The 24,301-nt window shown below is 65.6% G+C and carries 20 protein-coding genes; 12 read left to right on the top strand and 8 right to left on the bottom strand.

The window, feature by feature from the left end:
• Positions 1-22: 22 nt before the first annotated feature.
• Complete coding sequence (locus FA87_RS14965; protein ID WP_043695622.1) at positions 23-568, top strand: type 1 glutamine amidotransferase domain-containing protein; 546 nt, start codon at positions 23-25, stop codon at positions 566-568.
• 94 nt (positions 569-662) lie between these two features.
• Here the strand turns inward: FA87_RS14965 and fusA are convergent, their stop codons facing one another.
• Complete coding sequence (gene fusA / locus FA87_RS14960; protein ID WP_043698244.1) at positions 663-2,702, bottom strand: elongation factor G; 2,040 nt, start codon at positions 2,700-2,702, stop codon at positions 663-665.
• 183 nt (positions 2,703-2,885) lie between these two features.
• On the opposite strand from fusA, the gene FA87_RS14955 reads away from it, so the two are divergent.
• Together FA87_RS14955 and FA87_RS14950 are read left to right on the top strand one after the other, a co-directional pair.
• A complete protein-coding gene (locus FA87_RS14955) occupies positions 2,886-3,890 on the top strand; it encodes a hypothetical protein (protein ID WP_052191372.1) in 1,005 nt (334 codons plus the stop codon).
• Between the two features lie 58 nt (positions 3,891-3,948).
• Entirely contained in the window at positions 3,949-5,961 is a 2,013-nt protein-coding gene (locus FA87_RS14950) for a hypothetical protein (protein ID WP_043695620.1), read from the top strand.
• On the opposite strand, the gene FA87_RS14945 is transcribed toward FA87_RS14950, so the two are convergent.
• Entirely contained in the window at positions 5,954-6,442 is a 489-nt protein-coding gene (locus FA87_RS14945) for an RDD family protein (protein ID WP_043698238.1), read from the bottom strand. The genes FA87_RS14950 and FA87_RS14945 overlap by 8 nt on opposite strands.
• 184 nt (positions 6,443-6,626) lie before the next feature.
• Here FA87_RS14945 and FA87_RS14940 point away from each other — a divergent pair, with 184 nt between their 5' ends.
• From FA87_RS14940 to FA87_RS14915, 6 genes are all read left to right on the top strand, one after another.
• Positions 6,627-6,977: a hypothetical protein gene (locus FA87_RS14940; protein WP_036110735.1), complete on the top strand. Its 351-nt coding sequence runs from the start codon at positions 6,627-6,629 to the stop codon at positions 6,975-6,977.
• A gap of 54 nt (positions 6,978-7,031) precedes the next feature.
• The gene (gene xerD, locus FA87_RS14935; RefSeq protein WP_043695616.1) at positions 7,032-7,964 is read left to right on the top strand and encodes a site-specific tyrosine recombinase XerD; all 933 of its coding nucleotides are present in this window, start codon (positions 7,032-7,034) and stop codon (positions 7,962-7,964) included.
• 88 nt (positions 7,965-8,052) lie between these two features.
• Positions 8,053-8,802, top strand: a complete 750-nt coding sequence (locus tag FA87_RS14930) for a DsbC family protein (protein WP_043695613.1) — start codon at positions 8,053-8,055, stop codon at positions 8,800-8,802.
• Between the two features lie 95 nt (positions 8,803-8,897).
• The gene (gene purL, locus FA87_RS14925) at positions 8,898-12,761 is read left to right on the top strand and encodes a phosphoribosylformylglycinamidine synthase (RefSeq protein ID WP_043695610.1); all 3,864 of its coding nucleotides are present in this window, start codon (positions 8,898-8,900) and stop codon (positions 12,759-12,761) included.
• 16 nt (positions 12,762-12,777) lie between these two features.
• A complete protein-coding gene (locus FA87_RS14920; protein ID WP_043695607.1) occupies positions 12,778-13,632 on the top strand; it encodes a glycosyltransferase family 2 protein in 855 nt (284 codons plus the stop codon).
• Positions 13,629-14,531: a DMT family transporter gene (locus FA87_RS14915; RefSeq protein WP_043695605.1), complete on the top strand. Its 903-nt coding sequence runs from the start codon at positions 13,629-13,631 to the stop codon at positions 14,529-14,531. The genes FA87_RS14920 and FA87_RS14915 overlap by 4 nt, the downstream gene beginning before the upstream one ends.
• A 3-nt stretch (positions 14,532-14,534) precedes the next feature.
• On the opposite strand, the gene FA87_RS14910 is transcribed toward FA87_RS14915, so the two are convergent.
• On the bottom strand, positions 14,535-15,665 hold the full coding sequence (locus FA87_RS14910) for an aldose epimerase family protein (RefSeq protein WP_043695602.1): 1,131 nt from the start codon (positions 15,663-15,665) through the stop codon (positions 14,535-14,537).
• Positions 15,666-15,802: 137 nt separating this feature from the next.
• Between FA87_RS14910 and FA87_RS14905 the strand changes: the two genes are divergently transcribed.
• Entirely contained in the window at positions 15,803-16,510 is a 708-nt protein-coding gene (locus tag FA87_RS14905; protein ID WP_036110755.1) for a FadR/GntR family transcriptional regulator, read from the top strand.
• Between the two features lie 47 nt (positions 16,511-16,557).
• On the opposite strand, the gene FA87_RS20425 is transcribed toward FA87_RS14905, so the two are convergent.
• On the bottom strand, positions 16,558-16,764 hold the full coding sequence (locus FA87_RS20425; RefSeq protein ID WP_081996606.1) for a YbdD/YjiX family protein: 207 nt from the start codon (positions 16,762-16,764) through the stop codon (positions 16,558-16,560).
• Positions 16,765-16,774: 10 nt separating this feature from the next.
• The gene (locus FA87_RS14900; RefSeq protein WP_036110758.1) at positions 16,775-18,850 is read right to left on the bottom strand and encodes a carbon starvation CstA family protein; all 2,076 of its coding nucleotides are present in this window, start codon (positions 18,848-18,850) and stop codon (positions 16,775-16,777) included.
• A gap of 199 nt (positions 18,851-19,049) precedes the next feature.
• Here FA87_RS14900 and def point away from each other — a divergent pair, with 199 nt between their 5' ends.
• A complete protein-coding gene (def, locus tag FA87_RS14895; RefSeq protein WP_043695599.1) occupies positions 19,050-19,586 on the top strand; it encodes a peptide deformylase in 537 nt (178 codons plus the stop codon).
• A 132-nt stretch (positions 19,587-19,718) separates the two neighbouring features.
• Here the strand turns inward: def and FA87_RS14890 are convergent, their stop codons facing one another.
• From FA87_RS14890 to ettA, 3 genes are all read right to left on the bottom strand, one after another.
• Positions 19,719-20,102 carry a hypothetical protein gene (locus tag FA87_RS14890; RefSeq protein WP_036110760.1) on the bottom strand — a complete coding sequence of 128 codons (384 nt, stop codon included), beginning with the start codon at positions 20,100-20,102 and terminating at the stop codon, positions 19,719-19,721.
• A gap of 119 nt (positions 20,103-20,221) precedes the next feature.
• Positions 20,222-21,037 (bottom strand): orotidine-5'-phosphate decarboxylase, encoded by an 816-nt coding sequence (gene pyrF / locus FA87_RS14885; protein ID WP_036110764.1) that lies wholly within the window; start codon positions 21,035-21,037, stop codon positions 20,222-20,224.
• A 157-nt stretch (positions 21,038-21,194) separates the two neighbouring features.
• Positions 21,195-22,853, bottom strand: a complete 1,659-nt coding sequence (gene ettA / locus FA87_RS14880; RefSeq protein ID WP_036110767.1) for an energy-dependent translational throttle protein EttA — start codon at positions 22,851-22,853, stop codon at positions 21,195-21,197.
• 256 nt (positions 22,854-23,109) lie between these two features.
• Here ettA and FA87_RS20000 point away from each other — a divergent pair, with 256 nt between their 5' ends.
• The gene (locus FA87_RS20000; protein ID WP_052191371.1) at positions 23,110-24,300 is read left to right on the top strand and encodes a hypothetical protein; all 1,191 of its coding nucleotides are present in this window, start codon (positions 23,110-23,112) and stop codon (positions 24,298-24,300) included.
• Position 24,301 lies beyond the last annotated feature (1 nt).

Raw genomic sequence — 24,301 nt, 5'->3', positions numbered from 1 at the left:
CCCTTTCCGAGGAATCATCATCATGGCAAGCCAATCTCTCGACGGTCGTCGCATCGCAGTGATCGCCACCGACGGGTTCGAACAGTCCGAGCTCACCGAGCCGAAGCGCCTTCTCGAAGCCGCCGGCGCGACGGTGGACGTCATCTCGCCCGGCGATGCCACGCAGATCAAAGGCTGGGACAAGAAGGACTGGGGCAAGAGCGTCGATGTCGACGTACGCCTCGACGACGCCGACGCCGGCAAGTACGACGCGCTGGTGCTTCCCGGCGGCGTGATCAATCCGGACAACCTGCGCACGGACGAGAAGGTGCTGGCTCTGGTCAAGGCGATCGCAGGTGCGGGCAAGCCCGTCGCCGCGATTTGTCACGGGCCGTGGACGCTGATCAACGCCGGGCTGGCGAAGGGCAAGAAGCTGACTTCATGGCCTTCGCTGAAGCAGGACCTGGTCAATGCCGGTGCGAACTGGGAAGACAGTCAGGTCGTCCAGGACGGCAACCTGATCACCAGCCGCAAGCCGGATGATATTCCGGCGTTTACGGATGCCTTGATCAAGGCTGTGGCTGCCTGACCTGGGAGCATCGCCAGGGCTGGCTTTCGCAGCCAGCCCTGGCGGGAGCCGACGCCGCTGGCGATCGACCTGCCTTGGCCTGAGGTCTTCCGGATCAATCCTCGTCCTCCCGCGGCTTCCACCGCTCCGCCAGCTTCCGCTGCACGGCCAGTGGGACCGTGTCGTAGTGACTGAACGCCATGCCGTACCGCCCCAGTCCCCCGGTCGTCGACTTCAACTGCGTGGGATAGTCGGTGAGCTCCGCCAAGGGCACGCGCGCACGGATGAGCGTCTCGCCGCCCCGTGACGCGTCGGTACCGATGATCTGTGCACGCTTGGCGGCGAGCCCACCTGTCACGTCGCCGACATAGCGATCCGGAATCGATACCTCCAGGTCCATCACCGGTTCCAGAACCTGTGGCCGTGCTCGTGAGGCGGCATCGAGAAGAGCCTTGCGCCCCGCGCTGATGAAGGCGACTTCCTTCGAGTCTACCGGGTGATGCTTGCCGTCATAGACGGTCACACGCAGGTCCTGCATCGGGTATCCCGCCAACGCTCCAAGTTCCAGTGCCTGGCGCACACCTTTCTCGATCGCGGGGATGAACTGGTTCGGGATGACGCCGCCCCTGGTCTCATCCGCGAAGATGAAGCCCATGCCGCGCTCCATTGGCTCCACGCGCAGGAATACTTCAGCGAACTGTCCCGCGCCGCCGGTCTGTTTTTTGTGCCGATGATGGCCGTCGGCACACACGCCGATGGTCTCGCGGTAGGCGATGCGAGGCGGATGCGTAACGACGTCGATGTCATATCGCGACTTCATCCGTTCGAGCATGAGTTTCAGGTGCAGGTCCGACAGACCTCGCACCACGGTCTCATTCAGCTCCTTGTGATGTTCGACGCGGAAGCAGGGGTCTTCTTCCGCGAGCCTCGCCAGTGCCTGCGACAGTTTCTGTTCCTGCCCCTTATGTGCCGGTTCGATCGCCAGTCCGAACATGGGTGACGGGAACGGCGCCGCATCGAGATGGATGCCCGCTTCGTCCGGGGCATCATGCAACACGGCGTCGAAGTGGATGTCCTCGACCTTCGCCACCGCGGCAATGTCACCGGGCAGGGCTTCGTCCACTTCGACATGTTCACGCCCCTTCAGGCGGAAGAGATGCGCCACCTTGAACGGCTTGCGTCCGTCGTCGACGAGCAGTTGCGAATCCCGGCGCACCGTTCCCTGCCAGACGCGAAAAACGCCGAGCTTGCCGACGAAGGGGTCGTTGATGATCTTGAACACGTCGGCGACCACATGGCCTCCGGCATCGGCGGCCACCTCGAAACGCGTGCCGGCGTCGTCATGGAAGGTGGGAGGATTCGTTTCACCGGGACAGGGCAGAATACGCTCCACGATCTCCAGCAGTTCACTCACGCCTATACCGTCGCGCGCGCCGGTGAATACGATGGGCACCAGATGACCGTCGCGGAGACAGTGCTCGAACGCACCACGCATTTCCGTCGCGCTCAACGCCGACTCGCCCGCGTCGAGATAGTGCGCCATCACGTCGTCGTCGATCTCGACCACCTGATCGATGATGCGCTGGTGTGCCTCTCCGGGGGACGAGAAATCCGTATCTCCCGTCGTCTGGAAAAAGGCATCGCGCACGGTGTGTCCCTGCGATGCGGGGAGGTTGAGGGGAAGGCATTCGTTCCCGAATTCGTTACGCAGATCGTCCACCAGCAGAGCGAGGTCCGCGCCCTCGGCGTCGATGCGATTGACCACGATGATGCGTGCGAGCCGACGCTCCTTCGCGTAATTCATCATGGCCCGGGTGCCGTGTTCGATGCCGTTGGCCGCGTTGACGACGATCGCTACCGTGTCGGCGGCGGCGAGCGCCGCGAGTGCCGGGCCTCGAAAGTCGGCGTAGCCGGGGGTGTCCAGCAGATGGATGCGATAGCCGTTACGCTCGATGGAGGCGATCGAGGCATCGATCGAATGCCCGCGCGCTTTCTCCATCGGATCGGTGTCGGAAACGGTACTGCCTCGCTCCACGCTGCCCATGGCGGTCAATGCGCCGCCGGCGTGGAGCATGGCTTCGAACAGGGTGGTCTTGCCGGCGCCGGCGTGTCCGGCGAGGGCGAGGCTGCGGATGCGTTCCGTGGATTGGGACACGATGCGACCCTCCTTCAGTGACACGAAGGATCCCCCCAGACCGCTAGCCTTCTCCTCCCGGGATGAAGAATCAAGGGGAATCTTCCGGGCGCCGCGCGGTCTGAAGCCCGGGCTTACGTTGCACTCAGCAGTACCCCGCTAACATTTGCGACTTTTCATCGAGCCCAAGGGATATTTCCCCGCGTGCAATACCCCGGCAAGGCGCCACCGCCGTTCGTCGACACCCACCGGCTGGAGCCGGAGGCGTCGTCGCGCCTGCATGGGCTGGTGCCGCTGGACCCGGAGACGCTCGCCGTCCTCAGGGCTATGCGACGGCAGCCGCCGCCGCGGAACCGGGTGCGTTTCATCCTGGCGCTTGCCGCGGTCCTGGTCTTCCACGTCCTGCTGATTCTGGTCATCCGCTACGAGATGGAGCCGCGGGTCCAGGTCGGCTTCTTCGTCCCCCAGGACAAGGCTGACGTACTCGAGGTGCGCTTCATCGAGCCGACCGCGCCGGCGCCCGCGGTGGAGGCACCTCCGCCGCCGCCGGTAAACGAACCGCCGCCGAAAGTCCGCTCTCCGGACGCTACCCGTCCCGAGCCGCCGCCGAAAAAGAAGCCGGAGGCACCGCCGTCAGCCGACACGGCGCCCGCCGCGACGCCTTCCGATGCGCGGCCCGCGCCCAACCTGTTCGGCACCGACGGCTCGATTGCCCTGCCGAAGACCGGTGCGAACCCGGCGGGCTCGGACTACACGCCCCCCCGGCCGACGGATAACACCAGCGTGATGTCGCACAAGACCACGGTCACCTACACGCAGACCCGCTTCGAGAAGGACTGGGCACCGCGCGACGAGAACGTGGTCAGTCAGGGCATGCGCCGCGTCATCGAGAAGACCACGGTGAAGAAGACCATCGACCTCGGTCACGGTACGCGGGTGAACTGCTCCACGGTCTTGTTCGTGCTGCCGGTGGGCTGCGGTGGCGAGGACCCCTCGAAGGCCGCGCATAAGGACGGCGACACACGCCTGAACATGGCTAATGCACCGCTGGTAAAGGATCTGCCGGGCGCGCCGCCTCAGCGCACGGAAGCCGAATGCATCGCCGCGTACCGTGCCGACGAGCGGGTCAAGGAGGGCTGCCCGACCGACACGCCGCTGAAGGCGATGGATCAGGAAAACGCCGAGCGCGCACGCCGAACCGGTAACTGACGCCTGCGACGCACGCCACGATTGTGCGCCGCGGCGTCAGCGTGGACACTAGCGCCCGATGCCGAACACTCTGCCACCGGACAGCGAGCGACCCGACGCCGCCACATCGCTGCCCGTCTCGCCGCGCGAGGCGGCGATGCACGCGCTTGTCTACCGTCGTCTGCTGCGTGAGAAGCCGCGGGCGAGCGGCCGCCGGATCGCAGGCTGGGTCGGCACGCTGGTCATCCATCTGTTGTTTCTGTTCGGGATGATCCTGGGGCCGGCGTATGACGTTCTCCCGCCACCGCCCGAACCGGAGCACCCGGACGCCCTGCAGGTGCGCCTCATCGACAAGCCGCCACCGCCGAAGCCACCCGTGCGCGGCACGCCGTCGACGGCCGCCGTGGCCAAGGTCAAATACACCACGAAGTGGTCCACCGCAGCCAGCCGCGCGGCCCAGGGTTCGCACGCGGCCGCCGTGGCGGCGGCGAAAACCCCATCGCGCCCCGCCGTGGCGGTGCCGGCCGCACAAGCCCCCAGGGTGAAGGCCGCGCCAAAGCCGGCGGCGCCACCGCCGAGCATGGCGGCAGTCGCGGATCGCCCTTTGGTTCAGCCCAAGGCGCCGCCACCGCAGCCCGAGCTGGAGAAGGTCCCGGTTCCCACTCAGACACCGCCCGATCTGGCGATGGATACGCCCAAGCCCCAGGTCGTGCCCCCGACATTCCAGCCGGAACCCGTGCGTCCGCCGCAAGCGGAAGGCCTCGCGCCGATGCCTCCCCCGGCCTCGCTGGCGATTCCGCCGACGCCAGCGTCGCAGATGACCGTCACGCCGACGCCGCCCACGATCACCTCCGAAAGGACGGCGCCCATCCCCAAAACGTCGATGACGCTGGCGACGGTTCCGCGGCCGGATGTGGAGGAAAGCGCGGCACCGCCGACGCCACAGGACGTGCCCTTGCCCGAGGTCGCTCCCGAGCCGGTGGCGCCGCCGAAGCCCGACTTGGCGATGGATACGCGCCCCGTCCCGCCGAAGGTGTCCGTCCAGCCCGTGACCGCGCCGCCGGTCGAGGCCGATGCCGATCTCGAGGCCGTACCGCTCCCGGACGCGGCGGCCAGACCGACGGTGTCGGCACCCGTCGCTACGGTGGACCGCCCGGCGGTGCAGGCACCGGCGGTGGCGCCGGGTGAGATGCAGCGTCCGGTGGCCGGCGCCGCGACGGCGCCATCGGCGCCTGGTCAGGCCCCGGGCGACACGGCCGCCGGTGAATCGACCGCACAGGCGGCCGCCAGCCAGGGCAAGCAGGGCAACAACAAGGCGGCCGAGCCCGTGCAAGGCCAGTCGGCGGGCAAGGCGTCCCCCGGCGACGCCAACGTCGCCGGCTCCAACACTCCTGGCGCGAATCAGGAGTCCGGCAAACCGGGCGCGGCCAGGGGCGCGGACGAAGGTGATCGCGTCACCGGGGCCAATGGCACGTCGGATCGGAGCGACGGCGTCGCTGGCGGGCAGGGCGAAAAAGCGGGGCAGGTCGGCGCGTACACCGAGCTGAGGCCACGCGGAAACGTCCTGCCGCAGAACGGCGCGCGCGTGCATATCGATTACAAGGCGACCCGTTTCGACGGCGCCTGGACGCCCAAGGGCGAATCGTCCGTCGATACGGCCGTGCGTCATGGTGTCGAGGCGACGACGGTGAAGTTCGCGGTGCCGCTCCCTCGCGGCATCCGCCTCAATTGCACGGCGGGTCCGGGTAACGCCGGCAGCAAGGCGGCGGGCAATCCGGGAATGAATGCGATCTCCCTGCTGACGCTGGGCTGCAGCGGTGGCGACGGTCCGCCCAAGCCGGCCAGTCAGGACGCCGTGGCGAAGACCCAGACCATGGCGCCGGCGAAGCCGCTGGCGGAGAACCTGCCGCCCGCGAACAGCTCCACCGTCGCCGCCGCACCGGTCGCACTGGATAACACCGCGCTCTGCACGACGGCGCGCATCACCGGCGGGCCCTTGCCACCCGGTTGCGAGGGGTCGATCAAGATCAATGTGCCCGCGCCGTCGGCGAATTCCGGCTCGTGGGTACCCGCGAGCGATCAGTTCAAGTAGGCAGACGGCGAATCTCGGTGCCCGCGACCATGTCGTGGATCGCGCGGCGCCGTTGATCGAACCAGGCGGGACTCAGCAGGATCGCCCACCCGATGACCGGCGCCCACAGGGCCGCCTTCAGCGACGTCAGCGGAAAAATCAGCACGAGCGCGAGCGGAAGCGCCGCGATGACGAGGCGCACGGATCCGCGCTTCCAGCTCGCTGGCTCGCCCCTGGCATCCGTGACACGGATGCGCCATGGCCGCATGCCGAGCGTCTGTCCGCCGGAAACCCACGACAGCAGAAAATAAGCGCCCACCACGAGGCCCTGTAGCGGCTGATACCACCAGGTCAGCATCCGCCCGTGCTCGTCGAAGAGCTTCCCGCCGGTGACCATCTGCGCGAGCAGGCCCACCACCATCACGATGGCGACGACCGCGAGCGCGTCGTAGACGATCGCCGCGAAGCGGCGCCATGCGGGAGCGGGCGAAGTCGGAGTCATGCGATTCCACGGCGTTGGCGACGCGGCATTGTAGACGGGATGCGTCATGCAAGCGGCGCGATAAATCGACAGCCGAATCCGGCTCCTTATCGCTCAAGTCAATGGTTTTTAAGCACTATGTGTGAAATGCTTCTCATTGACCCCGCGTGGTCCGTCTTCCTAGGCTGTCGACGAGGATGCGGTGATGGGCCGCGTCACCGACCAAGGACGCTTCGACATGGCGCTCAGACTGAGTTCGTCGTTCTCCGCACTGGATACCTACCTTCGCGCATTCGATGCGGACCAGCAAATGGTCCCGAAAGAATTCCTGCTGCTTCGTCGTGACGCGGACGATCATCTTTCGCGTGTCACCGAGATCGCTACCGGCGCATTTAGGCAGGCCGCCGATACGCTCGTGGAGACGATGCAGGCGTGCGCGCTGGAAGCAAGAAAGAAGCATCTGTCCGCGGAGCAGCGCGAGGTGCTCAAAGAAGCGGTGGAGCATCAGCTCGGGTATGTGATTGCAGGTTATCAGTCAACTCTTCAGCGGCTTTGAGCGATCCGTAACAGACGTGCGACTATCGCGGCGTATCCCTCGATCGTCTTTGCCATGCCCTCCGCCGCGTCAGTTGTCGTAAGCCCCGCCGAACTCGCCGCCGACGATACGCGCCTGATCGCCCGCTTCATCGAGCGCGTCTGGTCGGAAGACGGTCTCGCAGAGCGCACGCTCGAAGCCTACAAACGTGACCTTGAGGGGCTGGCGCGCTGGCTCGGCACGCGGGGAAAGGGACTGGCCACGGCCGGTCGCGACGATCTGTCCGCGTATCACGGCAGCCAGCCCGTCGCCGTGCGCAGCATGGCGCGGCGACAGTCGGCCTTTCGCCGGTTTTACGCGCAGCTGGCGCGCGACGACGGTGCGCGAGAGGATCCGACCTTGCTGATGCAGCGCCCGCGCATGCCGCGTGGACTGCCCAAGGCGCTTGCCGAGCGGGAGATCGAGTCGCTGATTGTCGCGCCGGACATCGGCACTCCGCTGGGCCAGCGTGACCGCGCAATGCTCGAATTGATGTACGCCTCCGGCTTGCGGGTGTCGGAACTGGTCGATCTGCCACTGGCGGGTCTGAACACGCGGCAGGGCGTACTGCGGGTCACCGGCAAGGGGGGCAAGGACCGGCTCGTGCCCGTGGGAGAGGAGGCGCTGGCGCATGTGGAAACCTACCTGCGCGAGGCGCGTCCCCTGCTGGCGAAAGGGCACGGCCAGCCGGCGGCGTTGTTCCTTTCGAAGCGGGGCGGAGCGATGACCCGGCAGATGTTCTGGACCCTCGTCAAACGTTATGCCGTGCAAGTGGGCATTCCATCGAAACGGGTATCCCCGCACGTCCTGCGTCACTCCTTCGCTACGCATCTTCTCAATCACGGCGCCGACCTCCGTGCCCTGCAGATGCTGCTCGGTCACAGCTCGCTGAGCACCACGCAGATCTATACCCTGGTGGCTAAGGAAGGTCTCAAGCGCCTTCACGCCCAGCACCACCCGCGCGGCTGATGCCCATGCCACAATCGGGGGAACCGAAAGCGGCGAACGTGTTCCAACGCTCTCCCGCATCCCCCCGGTGACAGATGGAGTCGTACCGATGTTGAAAAAAATCCTCCCGGCGCTGATGGCTGGCGCTTTCGCCATGGGCGCCCACGCCGCCGACGATACGAAAGCCGTCCGCGACGCGGTCGAGGCGCTTGGCCCGGGCATTACGGTGGATAGCATCTCCGCCGCGCCGATGCCGGGTTTCTATCAGGTCGTGGCCTCGGGCCGCATGGTTTATGTCAGCGCCGATGGCCGTTACATGATCAACGGCAACCTGATCGACCTGAAGTCGAAAACCGATCTCAGCGCCGCCAGCTGGGCCGCCACACGCAAGGTCGAGCTCGCCAAGGTGCCGGCCTCGCAGCGCCTCATCTACGCGCCCGCCAACCCCAGGCACACCGTCACCGTCTTTACCGACGTCGACTGCGGTTTCTGCCGCCAGCTGCACTCGCAGATCGCCGAGTACAACAAGCAGGGTATCGCGGTGGAATACGTGTTCTGGCCGCGCGAGGGCGTGAAGACCACGGCGGGCAACGACACCCCCTCGTATACCAAGGCCGTCTCGGTCTGGTGCGCCGCCGACCGCAAGAGCGCCTTCAATGCGGCGATGAGCGGCGCGACCCCCAAGGCCGCCACCTGCGCCAATCCGGTGAAGGACGAGTTCGAGCTGGGCGAGCGTCTGGGCGTGAACGGCACCCCGACCATCGTTACCGAGAACGGCGACGTCGTAGGTGGCTATGTCACCCCGGCTCAGCTGCTGAAGGCCCTTCAGGCTCCGGCCGGCGCCATTCGCGGCGGCTGATCCGGCCGGTCGCCGGCAACATCGGGCCCGCCCCGATGTTGCCGCGCAACATCATGTAGAATGGGCGTTTTCCTTCAGCGCCTATACCTCCCCGCATGATCGCACTCGACGGGCAGAGCGCCCTCTCTCCATTTCGCCTCGAACGACTGAACGCCCACCTGGATGCCCTGCATCACGGGACGCGGGTTCAGGCCGCCTGGTTCACGTACTTCGTGGACGGCTCCGCCGCGCCGGAGGGTGAGGCGCGTGCGCGTCTGCTCGCCGTGCTCGAGGCGAAGACCACGGCCCCCGAAAACGCGACGTTCTGGGTCGTGCCGCGGCTGGGCACGATTTCCCCCTGGTCGAGCAAGGCCACCGACATCCTTCACGGCGCGGGTTTCGACGTGCGCCGTGTGGAGCGTGGCACCGCCTGGCAGGTCACCGGCATGCCGGCGGCCGGCGATCCGGCCTACGCCTCGGTGATGGCCGCGTTCTGCGACCCGATGGTGCAGTCGCCGCTGACCCGTCTGGATGACGCCGCCGGCCTGTTCCTGGCGGGCGAGCCGGGTCCTCTGGGTCATGTGGAACTGGGCAGCGACGCCAGCGCGGCGCTGGCCGCCGCCAACAAGGAACTGGGCCTGGCCCTGGCCGACGACGAAATCGCGTACCTGGCGGATCGTTACGCCGAGATGGGTCGTCCGCCGACCGACGCCGAGCTGATGATGTTCGCCCAGGCGAACTCCGAGCACTGCCGGCACAAGGTGTTCAACGCCAGCTGGACGCTGGACGGCAAACCGCAGGACATCTCGCTGTTCGGCATGATCAAGAACACGCACCAGAAGTCGCCCGCGCACACCTTGTCCGCGTACCACGACAACGCGGCGGTGATCGAAGGCTATGAAGGCCAGCGCCTGTTCGTCGATCCCGCCGACGGCGTGTTCCGCACGGTGGCGGAATCCGCGCCGTACGCGATCAAGGTGGAAACGCACAACCATCCGACGGCGATCGCACCCTGGCCGGGCGCGGCCACCGGTGCCGGTGGCGAGATCCGCGACGAGGGTGCCACGGGCCGCGGTGGCAAGCCGAAGGCCGGCCTCACCGGGTTCTCGGTGTCGCACCTGCGTATTCCGGGCTTGCCGCGCCCGTGGGAAAAAGATCGTCCGCTGCCGCCGCGCATGGCCTCGGCGTTTGAAATCATGCGTGACGGTCCGCTCGGCGCCGCCGCGTTCAACAACGAATTCGGTCGTCCCGCGCTGGGCGGCTACTTCCGCACCTTCGAGCAGGAAACCGGCGAGAAAGGCGTTCGTCGTGGTTACGACAAGCCGATCATGATCGCCGGCGGTCTTGCCGCCATCCGTCCCGACCACGTGCAGAAGCGTGCCGTCCGTCCGGGCGACAAGGTCATCGTGCTCGGTGGTCCCGCGATGCTGATCGGCCTGGGCGGCGGTGCCGCCTCGTCGGTCTCGTCGGGTACTTCCAGCGCGGAGCTCGATTTCGCCTCCGTGCAGCGCGATAACCCGGAAATGGAGCGTCGCTGCCAGCAGGTCATCGACGCCTGCTGGGCGCGCGGCGAGCACAACCCCATCGTCAGCATCCACGACGTCGGCGCGGGCGGTGTGTCCAACGCCATCCCCGAAATCCTCAACGACGCCGGCGTCGGTGGCATCATCGACCTGTCGAAGCTGCCTTGCGACGACCCGACGCTCTCGCCCATGCAGGTGTGGAGCAACGAATCGCAGGAGCGCTACGTCCTCGCCATCGGGCCGGACGAACTCCCCGAGTTCGAGGCGTACTGCGCGCGCGAACGCTGCCCGTACGCGGTCGTCGGCGATGCGACGGAAGAAGCCCGCCTGATCGTTCGCGACACGCGACGCGACATCACCGTGATCGATCTCGGCATGGATGTGCTGTTCGGCAAGCCGCCGCGCATGCACCGCGACGCCGTGACGGTAAAACCGCGCGTCGACCTGGTCGCCGACCTCTCCGGTATGGGCATGGATGAAGCGCTGCTGCGCGTGCTTCGCCTGCCCGCCGTCGGCAGCAAGAACTTCCTCATCACCATCGGCGATCGCACCGTCGGTGGCCTCAACGCGCGCGACCCCATGGTCGGCCCGTGGCAGGTGCCGGTGGCCGATGTCGCCGTCACCATGACCGATTTCGACGGCTACACCGGTGAAGCGATGGCCATGGCGGAGCGTGCTCCCATCGCGCTGTTGTCCAGCGCCGATGCCGCGCGCATGGCCGTGGGTGAAGCGATCACCAATCTCGCCGCCGCCTCACTGAAGCTGGATGAAGTGCGCCTGTCCGCCAACTGGATGGCCGCGGTCAATCACCCCGGCGAAGACGCCGCGTTGTTCGACGCGGTCAAGGCGGTCGGCATGGATCTGTGCCCGGCGCTGGATATCTCGGTGCCGGTCGGCAAGGACTCCCTGTCCATGCAGACCGTGTGGACCGACGAGGCGGGCAAGGCGCAGAAGACCGTCTCGCCTGTATCGCTCGTCATTACCGGCTTCGCCCGCGTCGACGACGTGCGCCGCACGCTCACGCCGCAGCTCAAGCTCGATCGTGGCGATACGGAGCTCTGGCTCATCGATCTGGGGGCCGGTCGCGATCGTCTCGGCGGCTCCGCGCTCACCCAGGTATTCAACCGCGGCGGCGGCGTGCCGCCGGATCTGGATGACCCGAAGCGCCTGCGCGCCATGTTCGAGCTCATCCAGGAAGCCAATCGCTCCGGCCTGCTGCTCGCGTATCACGATCGCTCGGACGGTGGTGCCATCGTCACGCTCCTCGAAATGGCGTTCGCGGGTCATTGCGGCCTCGAGATCCGTCTCGACGGCTGGGCCGAAGCCACGCTTCGCGCACTCTTCAACGAAGAACTGGGTGCGGTGGTGCAGGTGGCTTCGGCCAATCGCGAAGCCTTCGAAGCCTTGCTGGTGAAGTACGGCCTCGCGGGTATGACCCACATGGTCGGTCGCCCGAAGGAAAAGCTCGGCATCAAGATGCACCTGAACGGCGAAACCGCGTTCAAGTGGAACTGGACCGAGCTGTTCCGCGCCTGGAACGAGACCAGTCACGCCATGCAGCGTCTGCGCGACAACCCGCACAGCGCCGACCAGGAAAGCGAGTGGCGCCTCGACGATGCCGATCCGGGCATCTCGCCGAAGCTCACGTTCGACCCTGCCGACGACATCGCCGCGCCGTACATTCAGTCCGGCAAGCGCCCGCGCGTGGCGATCCTGCGCGAGCAGGGCGTGAACGGCCAGGTGGAGATGGCCGCCGCGTTCGATCGTGCCGGCTTCGACGCGGTCGATGTGCACATGACCGACCTCGTTTCCGGTCGTCATCATCTGAAGGACTTCGTGGGCCTCGCGGCCTGCGGTGGGTTCTCCTACGGTGACGTCCTGGGGGCCGGTCGCGGCTGGGCTACCTCGATCCTCTACAACGACGCGCTGCGCGAGCAGTTCGCCCGGTTCTTCGAAGACGGCAGCAAGTTCGCGCTGGGCGTGTGCAATGGCTGCCAGATGCTTTCGCAGCTGAAGGACATCATTCCCGACGCGAAGCACTGGCCGCAGTTCCTGCGCAATCAGTCGGAGCAGTACGAAGCCCGCGTGGCCACGCTCGAGATCCTCGACACGTCGAGCGTCTTCTTCCGCGGCATGGCGGGTTCGCGCATTCCGGTCGCGGTCGCGCACGGCGAAGGCCGTGTGTACTTCCCGAACGTCTGCAGCCCCTCTAAGAGCCACGGCGCCGCACGTTTCGTCGACAACCGCGGCAGGCCGACCGAGAGCTACCCGCTCAATCCCAACGGGTCGCCGGGTGGTCTCGCCGCGTTCACCGCCGCCGACGGTCGCGTCACGATCATGATGCCGCACCCGGAGCGTGTGTTCCGTAGCGCGCAGCTGAGCTGGCATCCGGAAAACTGGGGCGAAGACTCCCCGTGGATGCGCATGTTCCGCAACGCGCGGGCCTGGGTCGGCTGATTCCCCGGAGAAGACGGTGAATACACCCGGCCTCACGAGCGTTGTCGTCGTCCTTGCGGACAGCGGCCCGTTCACCCGCGAGTGCGTGGATCACGCGCTCGCCAGTGACGTGCCCGTCGAAGTCATCGTCGTCGATAACGGCTCGACCGATGGCGTCCCCGAGTCGCTGGACCGCGCCTATGCGGGCGACGACCGGGTGCGGGTCGTTTACAACCGCGCCAATCTCGGCTTCGGCCCCGCCGTGAACCGCGGTGCGGCGCAGGCGCGCGGGGAACGTCTGCTCATCCTCAATCCCGACTGCCTCGTCGAGCCGGACACCATCGCGCGGATGTCCGCACACATCGATGTCCACACCGGCATCGTCGGCGCGGTCGTATGCGACAACGAGGGTCATCCCGACCCGGCATCGCGCCGCCGCGATCCGTTGCTGGCTCGCGCGCTGCGTACCAAGCTGGGACTGGCCGGTGACGCGGGTATCGATATTCAGGGGCCCATTCCCAGTGGCGCGGAAGAGGTCGAGATCGTCTCCGGCGCCATCATGCTTATCCCGCGTCAGGTGTTCGACCGCCTGGCGGGTTTCGATGAAACCTACTTCCTCCACTGCGAGGATATGGATCTCTGTCGTCGTGCGCGCGACGCCGGATACCGGGTCGTCCTCTCCGGCGACGTGCGCGTCCTGCACGGGAAGGGCGGATCCAGCCGTCATCGTCCCGTTTTCGTCAGCCGCCACAAGCATCGCAGCATGTACCTCTGGTTTCGCCGGCACGATCCCTCCGCGCGTAACCCCTTCGTGCGCTGGGCGGTCTGGCTCGGCATCTGGAGTCATTTCCTGCTGAAGATCCCCGGCCAGCTGATGCGCAAGCCGCGATGAGCGCGCGGAAAGGCGGTGGTCTCGCCACTATCGGGCTGCTATCGGTCACGGCGATCTGGGGATCCACCTTCGTCCTCATCAAGGACGTCGTCGGTCGTATGGCGGTGGTCGATTTTCTTGCCGTGCGCTTCCTTCTCGCCGCCATCGTGATGCTCGTGCTCTTCGCGCGGCCGGTCTGGCGTCTTGGTCGTGCGGAGCGCAGGCGTGGCCTCGCACTCGGCGTGCTCTATGGGTTCGCGCAGTGGCTGCAGACGGAAGGCCTCGCGCTGACCTCGCCCAGTGTCAGTGGCTTCGTTACCGGCATGTATGTCGTGCTTACGCCGATTCTGGCGCTCGTGCTGTTCCGCCAGCGTATGCCGCTGAGTACATGGCTGGCCGTCGTGCTGGCGACCGCGGGCCTCGGGGTTCTGGCCCTGAACGGCTTCCAGATCGATATCGGTGTGCTGCTGACCCTCGCGTCCGCGGCCTTGTACGCGCTGCACATCGTTGGACTGGGCCATTGGTCGAAACCGGGCGATGCCTTCGGCATGTCGGCCGTCCAGATGGTCGGTATCGCCGCCGTATGTCTGCTTGCGACGCTGCCCCATCATGGCCCGTCGTTGCCGCCGGACGGCAAGGCCTGGGTCGCCGTGCTGTACATGGCGCTGGTCGCGGGCGCCTTTGCGATGCTGGTGCAGACCTGGGCACAGGCGCACATGCCGGCGACCCGCGCCGCGATCGTGATGACGACCGAGCCGGTGTTCGCGGCGGGATTCGCCGTCCTGCTTGGCGTCGACGCGCTTACGACGCGCATGGTCGTTGGCGGAACGATGGTGCTTGCCGCGATGTATCTCGTGGAGCTGGCGCCCCGCTTCCGCCGGCGTCGGCCGGCGGAAGCGTTGCATCACGACGTCGGATAGCGGTTACTTCGTGGTCGTGAACTTGTAGGTCATCGTGTTCTTGTAGGTTTTGCCCGGCTCCAGGCGCGCGGAGCCGAAGTCAGGATGGTTCGGGGTATCGGGGAAGATCTGCGGCTCGAGCGCGAAGGCATCGCCCTGACGATAGATACCGCCCGATTTGCCCGACGACGTCGCGTCGAGGAAATTACCCGAATAGAACTGCAGGCCCGGCTGTGCCGACCACAGCGACAGCACGCGTCCGCTCTTCGGATCCGTCACCCGCGCCACCTCGCGCGGCTGCGCGGCTTCCTTCCGTGAGATCACCCAGTTGTGGTCGTAGCCCCGGCCAAAGACCAGCTGCTGTTCTTTCGAGTCGCGGATGTCCTTGCCGATCGGCTTGGCCTTGCGGAAATCGAAATCGGTTCCCGCCACGTTGCGCACTTCGCCCAGCGGAATCGCCGTCGCGTCGGTGGGCAGATACGCATCGCCCGCGATCATCAGTACCTGGTCCATGACGCTGCCGCTGCCTTCACCGCTGAGGTTCCAGTAGGTGTGGTTGGTGATGTTGACGATGGTCGGCGCGTCCGTCGTCGCGGTGTATTCGATGGTCAGCTCGTTCTTGTCATCCAGCGAGTACTTCGCCGTGGCGGTGAGCTTGCCGGGGTAACCCTGGTCGCCATCGGGACTGACGTAGGTGAGCGTGACGCTGGGGGTGGCGCCGGATTCGACCTTGTCGACGGTCCAGATGACCTTGTCGAAGCCGACCTTGCCGCCGTGGAGGGAGTTCGGGCCATTGTTCACCGGCACCGAGTACTGCTTTCCATCGAGCGTGAACTTGCCCCTGGCGATACGGTTGGCATACCGGCCAACGGTGTTGCCGAAGTACTGCGGATTGTCGAAAGTGCCCTTCAGGTCGGGGTAGCCGAGGACGATGTCACCCGGTTTACCGTTGCGATCCGGCACTTCGAGTGCATAGAGCGCGGCCCCGAGCGACAAGACTTTCGCGGTCATCCCCTTGCCGTTGGTGAGGGTGACCACGGTGACGTCCTTGCCATCCGGCGTCGTGCCGAAAGAGGCCCTGGAAGCTTCGCCGGCGGTTGCCGCGGCGGAAGTTGCCAGGAGGATCGCCGAGACCAGTGCGCTTACCGGTTTCATCACAACTCGACTCCTTTGGGTGGGTAGTCCTACGACCAGATCATATTTGTCCGACAAGTGACAAGTTGCGCTGCATCATCGCGTAACGCCGTTACGTCGCTAGGATGGGCGGGTCGTTGCGGAAAAGGCATGGTGTGATGGCTGGGAAGGCGGGCGGGGCGAAGAATCTGCATGCGAGAGTGACCGAGGACATCGGCGAATCCATCGTCAGCGGCGTCTTCGCGCCGGGCGATGCCTTGCCCGGGGAAGCCGTGCTCGCCGAGCAGATGTCGGTCAGCCGGACCGTGCTGCGCGAGGCGCTGAAGGTCCTGGCCTCGAAAGGCCTGATCGAGACACGCCAGAAGACCGGTATGCGCGTGCGCGAGCCGAAGTTCTGGAAGCACCTCGATGCCGACGTGCTGGGCTGGCGCTGCGCGTCCATGCCGACGGAAGACTTTGTCGAGAAGCTGGTCGAGATGCGCGAGATCATCGAGCCCGCCGCCGTCATGGCCGCGGCGCGGCGACGCGAGCCGGAGCAGCTTGCCGTCATCGCCGCGGCACTGAAGGGTATGGAGGATGCCGCCGACCTCGATGCCTGGGCCGCGGCGGACCTGCGCTTCCATGAGGCGGTGCTGGCCGCGACGAATAACGAACTGCTGAGCGCCTTGTTTTCGGTGATCGAGACGGCGCTGGCGACGTTCTTCGTGATGTCCGCGCGCACGGCGAAGCATTTCAAATACTCGCTGCCGCAGCATCGGGCGGTGTACGAAGCCATTCGTCGACGTCGTCCGAATGAGGCCGCCGTGGCCGTGCGTGCCCTGATCGCCGATTCGCGGGCGAACATGCGTAAGGGGCGGAAAAAATAGGGCCGCGACTTCCGTCGCGGCCCTCGCTCAAACGCCGACGGGCGATATCAGCAACAACGCCCACCCGTCCCCCGATACCGCGCTTCCTGCCTCTCACGGAAAAACTGCGAGTAAGTAGGAATATCGCGTTCGGGGTGATGCTCGCGCAGGTGTTTCACATACACGTCGTAATCCGGCACGCCGCAGCAGAGGCGGGCGGTCTGGACCGCCCACTTCCATAGCGAGCGCGGCGCGTTCGGTGTGTTCGTGTCCATGGCGGCCTCCTCAGTTCGCCACGCTCGACAGCGCGACGTAGGGTTCTTCCTGCGCGGTCGGGCGGTTGGCCTTCCACGCGCGGACGATCGCACGCAGCGAGAAGAACAGCATGGTCAGCACCAGCAGCATGAACAGCGCGGTGAGGATCATGTCCACGCGGTTATTGGTGATGATGCGCTGCATTTCATCAGCGGTCTTGGCGGGTGCGAGCAGCTTGCCGGACGCGGCGGCGTCGGCGTACTTCTGCATGGCAGCCGTGAAGCTGATCTTCGCGTCGAACAGCTTCTGCCAGCCGGCGGTGAGCGTGCAGATCACCAGCCAGGCGGCGGGAACCGCGGGCACCAGCACATAGCGCTCGCGCTTCAGCTTCACCGTCACCACCGTTGCGAGCATCAGCGCGATCGCGGCCAGCATCTGGTTGGCGATGCCGAACAGCGGCCACAGCGTATTGATACCGCCGAGCGGGTCCACGGCGCCCTGATAGAGGAAGTAACCCCAGAGGCCGACGCAGATCACGGTGGCGACGACATTGCCCAGCCAGGAATCGGTCCGCTTGAGCGGCGCCCAGGCCATGCCGGCCAGTTCCTGGATCATGAAGCGGCCGACACGCGTGCCGGCATCGACGGTGGTGAGGATGAACAGCGCTTCGAACAGAATCGCGTAGTGGTACCAGAGCGCCATCATGCCTTCGCCGGGCATGATCCCGTGCAGCAGCTGGGCCATGCCTACGGCCAGGGTTGGCGCGCCGCCAGCGCGGCCGAGGATGGTGCTTTCACCGATGTTGCGTGCCGTGTCCGTCAGCTCGGCGGGAGTCACCGTAAAGCCCCAGCCGCTGATGGCCTGAGCGGCCGCTTCCGCGGTGGTGCCGACCAGGGCACCGGGGGAGTTCATGGCGAAATACACCCCCGGGTGCAGCGACGACGCGGCGATCAGGGCCATGATGGCGACGAAGGCCTCCATCAGCATGCCGCCGTAGCCGACCATACGGGCCTCGCCCTCATTGGCCAGCAGCTTGGGGGTGGTACCCGACGCGATGATCGAGTGCCAGCCCGATACCGCACCACAGGCGATCGTGATGAACAGGAACGGGAACAGGTTGCCGGCGAAGACGGGCCCGGAGCCGTCGATGAACTTGGTGACCGCCGGCATCTGCAGGGTCGGCGCCGCCAGGAAGATCGCGAGGGCGAGCAGGGCGATCGTGCCGATCTTGAGGAAGGTCGACAGGTAGTCGCGCGGTGCCAGCAGCAGCCAGACGGGCAGGACGGAGGCGAAGAAGCCGTAGCCGATCAGCCACCAGGCCAGCGCCCTGGCGTCGTAGTCGAACAGGTTCGCCAGGGCCGGCGTATCGGCCACCGTCTTGCCGTACCAGATGGACGCCAGCAGCAGAACGAGGCCGATGATCGATACCTCGAGAATGCGTCCGGGTCGGACGTACCTCAGATAGAGACCCATCAGCAGGGCGATGGGGATGGTTGCCGCGACGGTGAACGTTCCCCAGGGGCTGTGCGTCAGTGCCTTGACCACGACCAGCGCCAACACGGCCAGCACGATCATCATCAGGACCAGTACGCCGACCATGGCGATGACGCCGGGCACTTCACCCAGTTCGGCACGAAGCATGTGGCCGAGGGAGCGGCCATCGCGACGCAGGGACAGTCCGAGGATCATGAAATCCTGGACGGCGCCGGCGAAGACAACGCCGACCAGAATCCAGAGCGTGCCCGGCAGATAGCCCATCTGAGCCGCGAGAACGGGACCGACGAGGGGACCGGCGCCGGCGATAGCGGCGAAGTGGTGCCCGAAGACCACCCACTTGTCGGTGGGGACATAGTCCAGCCCGTCATTGCGCAGCACCGACGGTGTCGCGCGGCTCGGGTCGAGCTGAAGCACCTTGTCGGCGATCAGGCGGCTGTAAAAACGGTAGCCGATCAGGAAAACGGCGATGGAAGCCGTCACCAGCCAGATCGCGTTGATGGGCTCGCCGCGTCGCAGGGCGACGACGCCGAGGCACCATGCGCCGACGATGGCGATGGCGGCCCACAGGATTTTCCCCGCGGGACTGGGTTTGGGAATGGCGCTTTGCATCGTTTGGGTGCTCCCCTTGCAGATGTGACAAGGGTCGTCCTGCCCGGGATGGGGGTCAATGTCCCAGGAGCGGTTCACGCATTAGCCATTGGTCGTATGGCTCCGTACCCGGGCGCGTGCTGCGGTGCGGCGACGGGAGGCTTGAGCCCGGCGCCGTCCGCCGCCATGCTTGAGGCAATCCCACTCCCCGGGCACGACCATGATCCGCGACATTCTCAAGATGGGTGACGAGCGCCTGCTGCGCGTGGCACCGCCGGTGCCCGATGCGATGATCGGTTCGCCCGAACTGGACACGCTGATCCAGGACATGTTCGACACGATGCATGACGCAGGCGGCGTTGGCCTTGCCGCGCCGCAGATCGGCGTGGACCTGCAGCTGGTGATCTTCGGCTTCGATTCGAGCGAGCGCTATCCGGACGCGCCGCCGGTTCCGCAGACGATCCTGCTCAATCCGGTGATCACGCCCTTGTCCCAGGATATGGAAGAGGGCTGGGAAGGCTGCCTTTCGGTGCCCGGCCTGCGCGGGGCGGTGAATCGCTATTCGCTGATTCGCTATCAGGGCGTGGACCCCAGCGGTGCGCCGATCGATCGTACCGCCGAAGGCTTTCATGCCCGCGTGGTGCAGCATGAGTGTGATCATCTCATCGGTCGGCTGTATCCGTCGCGGATCACCGACTTTACGAAATTCGGCTTCACCGAGGTGCTTTTCCCCGGCATGGACGTCGGCGACGACTGAAGGCGTTCTTCTTTAAGATTCGCCGTATAGACGCCTATACGGCGAAATTACTTAAGTAATTTCTTGCCGGAATCTCGCGTGATACGGTTCCGGGCCTGGCAGGACATGGCACGGCTGGCGAAGCTGCGGCGCTTATTCCGCTTCCGCGAGCGCCTCGACTATCACCAGCAACGCCTTGCGACGCTCCTTCGGAAGCCGGCTTACAAGACCGACAAGGCGTAGCTGCTCACGCGAATCCGCGCGGTAGAGAGCCGGACTCTCGCGCACGCCGGTGGCGCCATTGGGGGAGCCGCGACCTGTCGCAAGCCATTCAAAGTTCACGCCAAATCGGGTCGCCATATCGATCTGGCGCTCGAGTTCGGGAAGGCCAAGATCGCTCAGCCACTTGCGTGCCGTCTCACGGCTGACATCGAAAAGATCGGCCAGCTGCGTGATGCGGCCGCGGCCTTTCTTCACGCCAGCCATGTCCAGCGCGACATGCAGGCGTTGGGAAAAACCTCGGTTCATAGGTGGCATGACAACTCCGGTAGAACGCGGTGGCGCCTTAAGCCCGGTATTGTTGGATAGCGTGCAGCGCGAGCGTAAGCCTTTTGCAGTTGCCAAGTCGTGCAATTTGCGACTGCCTTTTGTTTTGCTTAGTGCTCGCGGTGCAAGTTGACCAACTTTCTCAAGTCATCAGCGGCGCGATGTGCTACGTCCGCAAAGTCCGGACCGCCGCTAGCGTAAAGGATGGCGCGCGAGGAAGAAATCATCAGTCCCGTGCCATCGGCGGTTTTTCCTTGCCTGAGAACCGCTTCCACGTCACCGCCCTGTGCTCCGATGCCCGGAACGAGGAGCGGCATGTCACCCACCGCCAAACGCACCCTGCCAAGCTCTTCCGGCCACGTCGCACCGGTCACGAGGGCGCAATTGCCGTTTGTGTTCCATTCGCGGGCGATCGTTTCGGCGACGCGTATGTAAAGCGGCTGTCCGCCGCAATCGAGTGCCTGAAAATCTTTCCCGCCCGGATTGGACGTGCGGCAAAGCAGGATCACGCCTTTGTCCGCGCGTTCGAGAAACGGGGCGATCGAGTCGTGACCGAGGTATGGATTGAGCGTTACCGCATCGGCGTCGTAACGGTCGAAAGCCTCGGCGGCATAGTGTTTCGCCGTCGATCCAATGTCGCCACGCTTGGCGTCGAGAATGACGGGGATGCCTGGCTGGGTTGCATGGATATGCGCGATGACGCGCTCCAGCGCATCCTCCGCGCGCTGCGCGGCGAAATGAGCGATCTGCGGCTTATAGGCGCAGACCAGGCCTGCCGTCGCATCGACGATGGCGCGGCAGAATTCGAAAATGCCTTCGTTGCCGGACAGCCCGGCCGGCAGACGACCCGGTTCCGGGTCGAGGCCCACGCAGAGCAATGAATCGTTGCGACGCCAGGCGTCCTTCAGTGCGGTCATGAAGTTCATGGATGGCTTCGCTCGCTGAATTTGGGGGTGTTACAAGAGATTACTTAAGTAATTTTTTGTAACAGGTTCCGGCAGGAGCGCGCCTTGCGCGCGAAAGGCATTCTCGCGACAGGCCTTTCGCGCGCAGGGCGCGCTCCTACACAGGGTGACGACTTCGTCAGACCAGTTTCTTGTATTTGACGCGCTTCGGGCCGGCGTCATCACCGAAGCGACGCTTCTTGTCGGCTTCGTATTCGTTGTAGTTGCCCGGGAAGAACTCGACGTGCGAGTCGCCTTCGAACGCGATGATGTGTGTGGCGATGCGATCGAGGAACCAGCGGTCATGCGAGATGACCACGGCGCAGCCCGGAAACTCGAGCAGGGCGTCTTCGAGCGCGCGCAGGGTTTCCACGTCGAGATCGTTGGACGGCTCATCGAGCAGCAGCACGTTGCCACCCTGGAGCAGCGTCTTGGCCATGTGCAGGCGGCCACGCTCACCACCCGACAGCTGACCGACGATCTTCTGCTGGTCGGTACCCTTGAAGTTGAAGCGGCCGATGTACGAGCGTGACTGGATTTCGAAGTTGCCGATGGTGAGGATGTCCGAGCCGCCCGACACTTCCTGCCACACGTTGTTTTTCGGATCCAGGGCGTCGCGCGACTGGTCGACGTAGGCGAGCTTGACCGTATGGCCATGCTTGACCTCGCCCGAGTCCGGCTTTTCCAGGTTCATGATCATCTTCATGAGCGTGGACTTACCGGCGCCGTTCGGGCCGATGATGCCGACGATGGCGCCCGGCGGGATCTTGAACGACAGGTCTTCGATGAGCATGCGGTCGCCGAACGACTTGGTGACGTTCTTGAACTCGATGACCTCCTGACCCAGGCGCTCACCCGGCGGAATGAAAATTTCGTTCGTCTCGTTACGGCGCTGGTACTCGACCGAGTTCAGTTCCTCGAAGCGGTTGATACGCGCCTTGCCCTTGGACTGACGTCCCTTGGCTGCCGTGCGGATCCAGTCGAGTTCCTTCTGCAGGGCCTTCTGGCGCGACTTCTCCTGATTGGCTTCCTGCTTCAGGCGCTCGCCCTTCTGCTCGAGCCATTCGGTGTAGTTGCCCTTCCAGGGAATGCCGCGACCGCGATCGAGTTCGAGGATCCACTCGGCGGCGTTGTCGAGGAAGTAGCGGTCATGGGTGACCGCGACCACGGTGCCCGGGTAATCGTGCAGGAAGGTTTCGAGCCAGTCGACCGACTCGGCGTCGAGGTGGTTGGTGGGCTCGTCGAGCAGAAGCATGTCCGGCTTGGAGAGAAGCAGGCGGCACAGGGCGACGCGGCGCTTCTCACCGCCGGAGAGGGGGCCGACGAGGGCATCCCAGGGCGGCAGGCGCAGCGCGTCGGCGGCCACTTCGAGCTGGCGCTCGAGCGCATGCGCATCGTTGGCGGCGAGGATGCCTTCGAGGGCCTCCTGCTCCTTGGCGAGCTTGTCGAAGTCGGCGCCTTCTTCCGCGTAGGCCGCGTAGACCTCTTCGAGGCGCTTCTGGGCGTCCAGGACCTCGGAGACGCCTTCCTCGACCACTTCGCGTACGGTCTTGTTCGGGTCGAGGTCCGGCTCCTGCGCGAGATAGCCGATTTTCGTACCCGGATTGGCGCGGGCCTCACCCTGGAAGTCCTTGTCGACGCCGGCCATGATCCGCAGCACTGTCGACTTGCCCGAGCCGTTGATACCAAGCAGGCCGATCTTGGCGCCAGGGAAGAAGGACAGGGAAATGTCCTTGATGATGTGGCGTTTCGGGGGGACGATCTTGCTCACCCCATTCATGGTGTAGATGTATTGCATGCGGCCTCCGGAAGGCGCGGCCGCCTGCCCTCCGAGGTGGAGGGGGCGTCGACGCGCGGGTACAAACTCCCATTATAGCGGGTCGCGGGAGGTGCCAGTGACGCCCCGGGCGGGTCTGCGACCGGTTCCGGGAGCAGGGCGGATATTCCCGTAGGCCAGCCGCCCGGCGGTTGTCCGTGGACCCACCGCGGCGGTCCGAGGCCGGTAACCTTCCTCTCCCCGGCGGGTCTTCCGCCCTCATTCAAGGACTGAATGCATGTTTCTCCCCGTCTTTCGTGCCGGCCCGTGCCTGCTGGCGGCTCTCCTCCTCGCCACGCCGTGTGCGTTCGCGCACGGGCCGGAACATCCGCTCCCGCCCGCCGCGCCCGCCGACGATCCGGTGAGTGGCTTCGTCGAGGCGTTCGATAAAGCGGTGGCTGCCGGGCTGCCCGCCGACCTCGCCGTGCCGGTCGACGTCCACCGCCCGCGCCGCGACGTCGCGGCGGCGCAGCTCGTCGTGCAGGATGCTCTGAATATTGAGGTAGACATTCCGGGGATGCCCGCCGGGCGCATGTATCGCGGTCTGTTTGGCGGGCGGGAGGCGGCGATCACCCGGATCGGCACTCAGGTCGATATCAGCGTGCCCGTCCGGGACGGTGTCGATGTCACGGGCTATACGGCCGGGAGTCCGGATGTGCTGCGGGAGCGTGTACGGAACCCCGACGCTCCCGAGCCGGGACGCCGTCCCGTCCCCCGGCCGCGTGACGAGTCGCACGTCATGCCGGGGTGGCCGTTCGACATGGACCCGCCGTTATCGTCGGAGCAGGCATCGCTGGGGCGCGGCGTCCGCGCCATCGAGGATCCGCTGGCCTATTCCCCTCATTTCTTCGTTCTGATTCACGACGATCTCGACGCCAGACCGCTGCATATCCACTCCGTGTTCGCCGCCTGGTGGCTTACGGAACTCGCGCGCAAGATCCTGCCGGCGGAGAACATCCGCATGTCCTACCGCTATCGGATACCCGGCGTCACCGACATGCCTTACGGCTACCCCGAGGCGCTGGACAACTGGCACGAGACCGTCAAGGCCTATGCCGAACTTTACGGCCTGGCCCATGGCAAGACCTACAAACACAAATACCTGCTCATGAGCCGCGACCGCCCGATGACGGATGCGTTCGGGGTGGCGTTCGAGGGCGGCAACGAGGCCATGGCGTCCACCGAAGGCCGGGTCAACATCGTGGCCCACGAGTTCGGTCACACTCTGGGCGCCGAGCACGGACTGGCCGAGCGACGTTACGAAGGCTGGTGGTGGTGCGTGACCAACATGGCTACAGGTACCGACGATCTCATCGGCGACTGCCACCGCTTTTCGTACGACAACGCCCGACGCATCCGTTCATATCTCCGGCACGGTCCCGACCCGGAGGTGCTGGCCGAACGCAGCTTTTCCATGATCCTGAACTGAG

It is taken from the genome of Luteibacter sp. 9133, from assembly GCF_000800155.1.
GTDB classification, from domain to species: domain Bacteria; phylum Pseudomonadota; class Gammaproteobacteria; order Xanthomonadales; family Rhodanobacteraceae; genus Luteibacter; species Luteibacter mycovicinus.
This window is presented reverse-complemented; position numbering and strand designations above follow the sequence as displayed.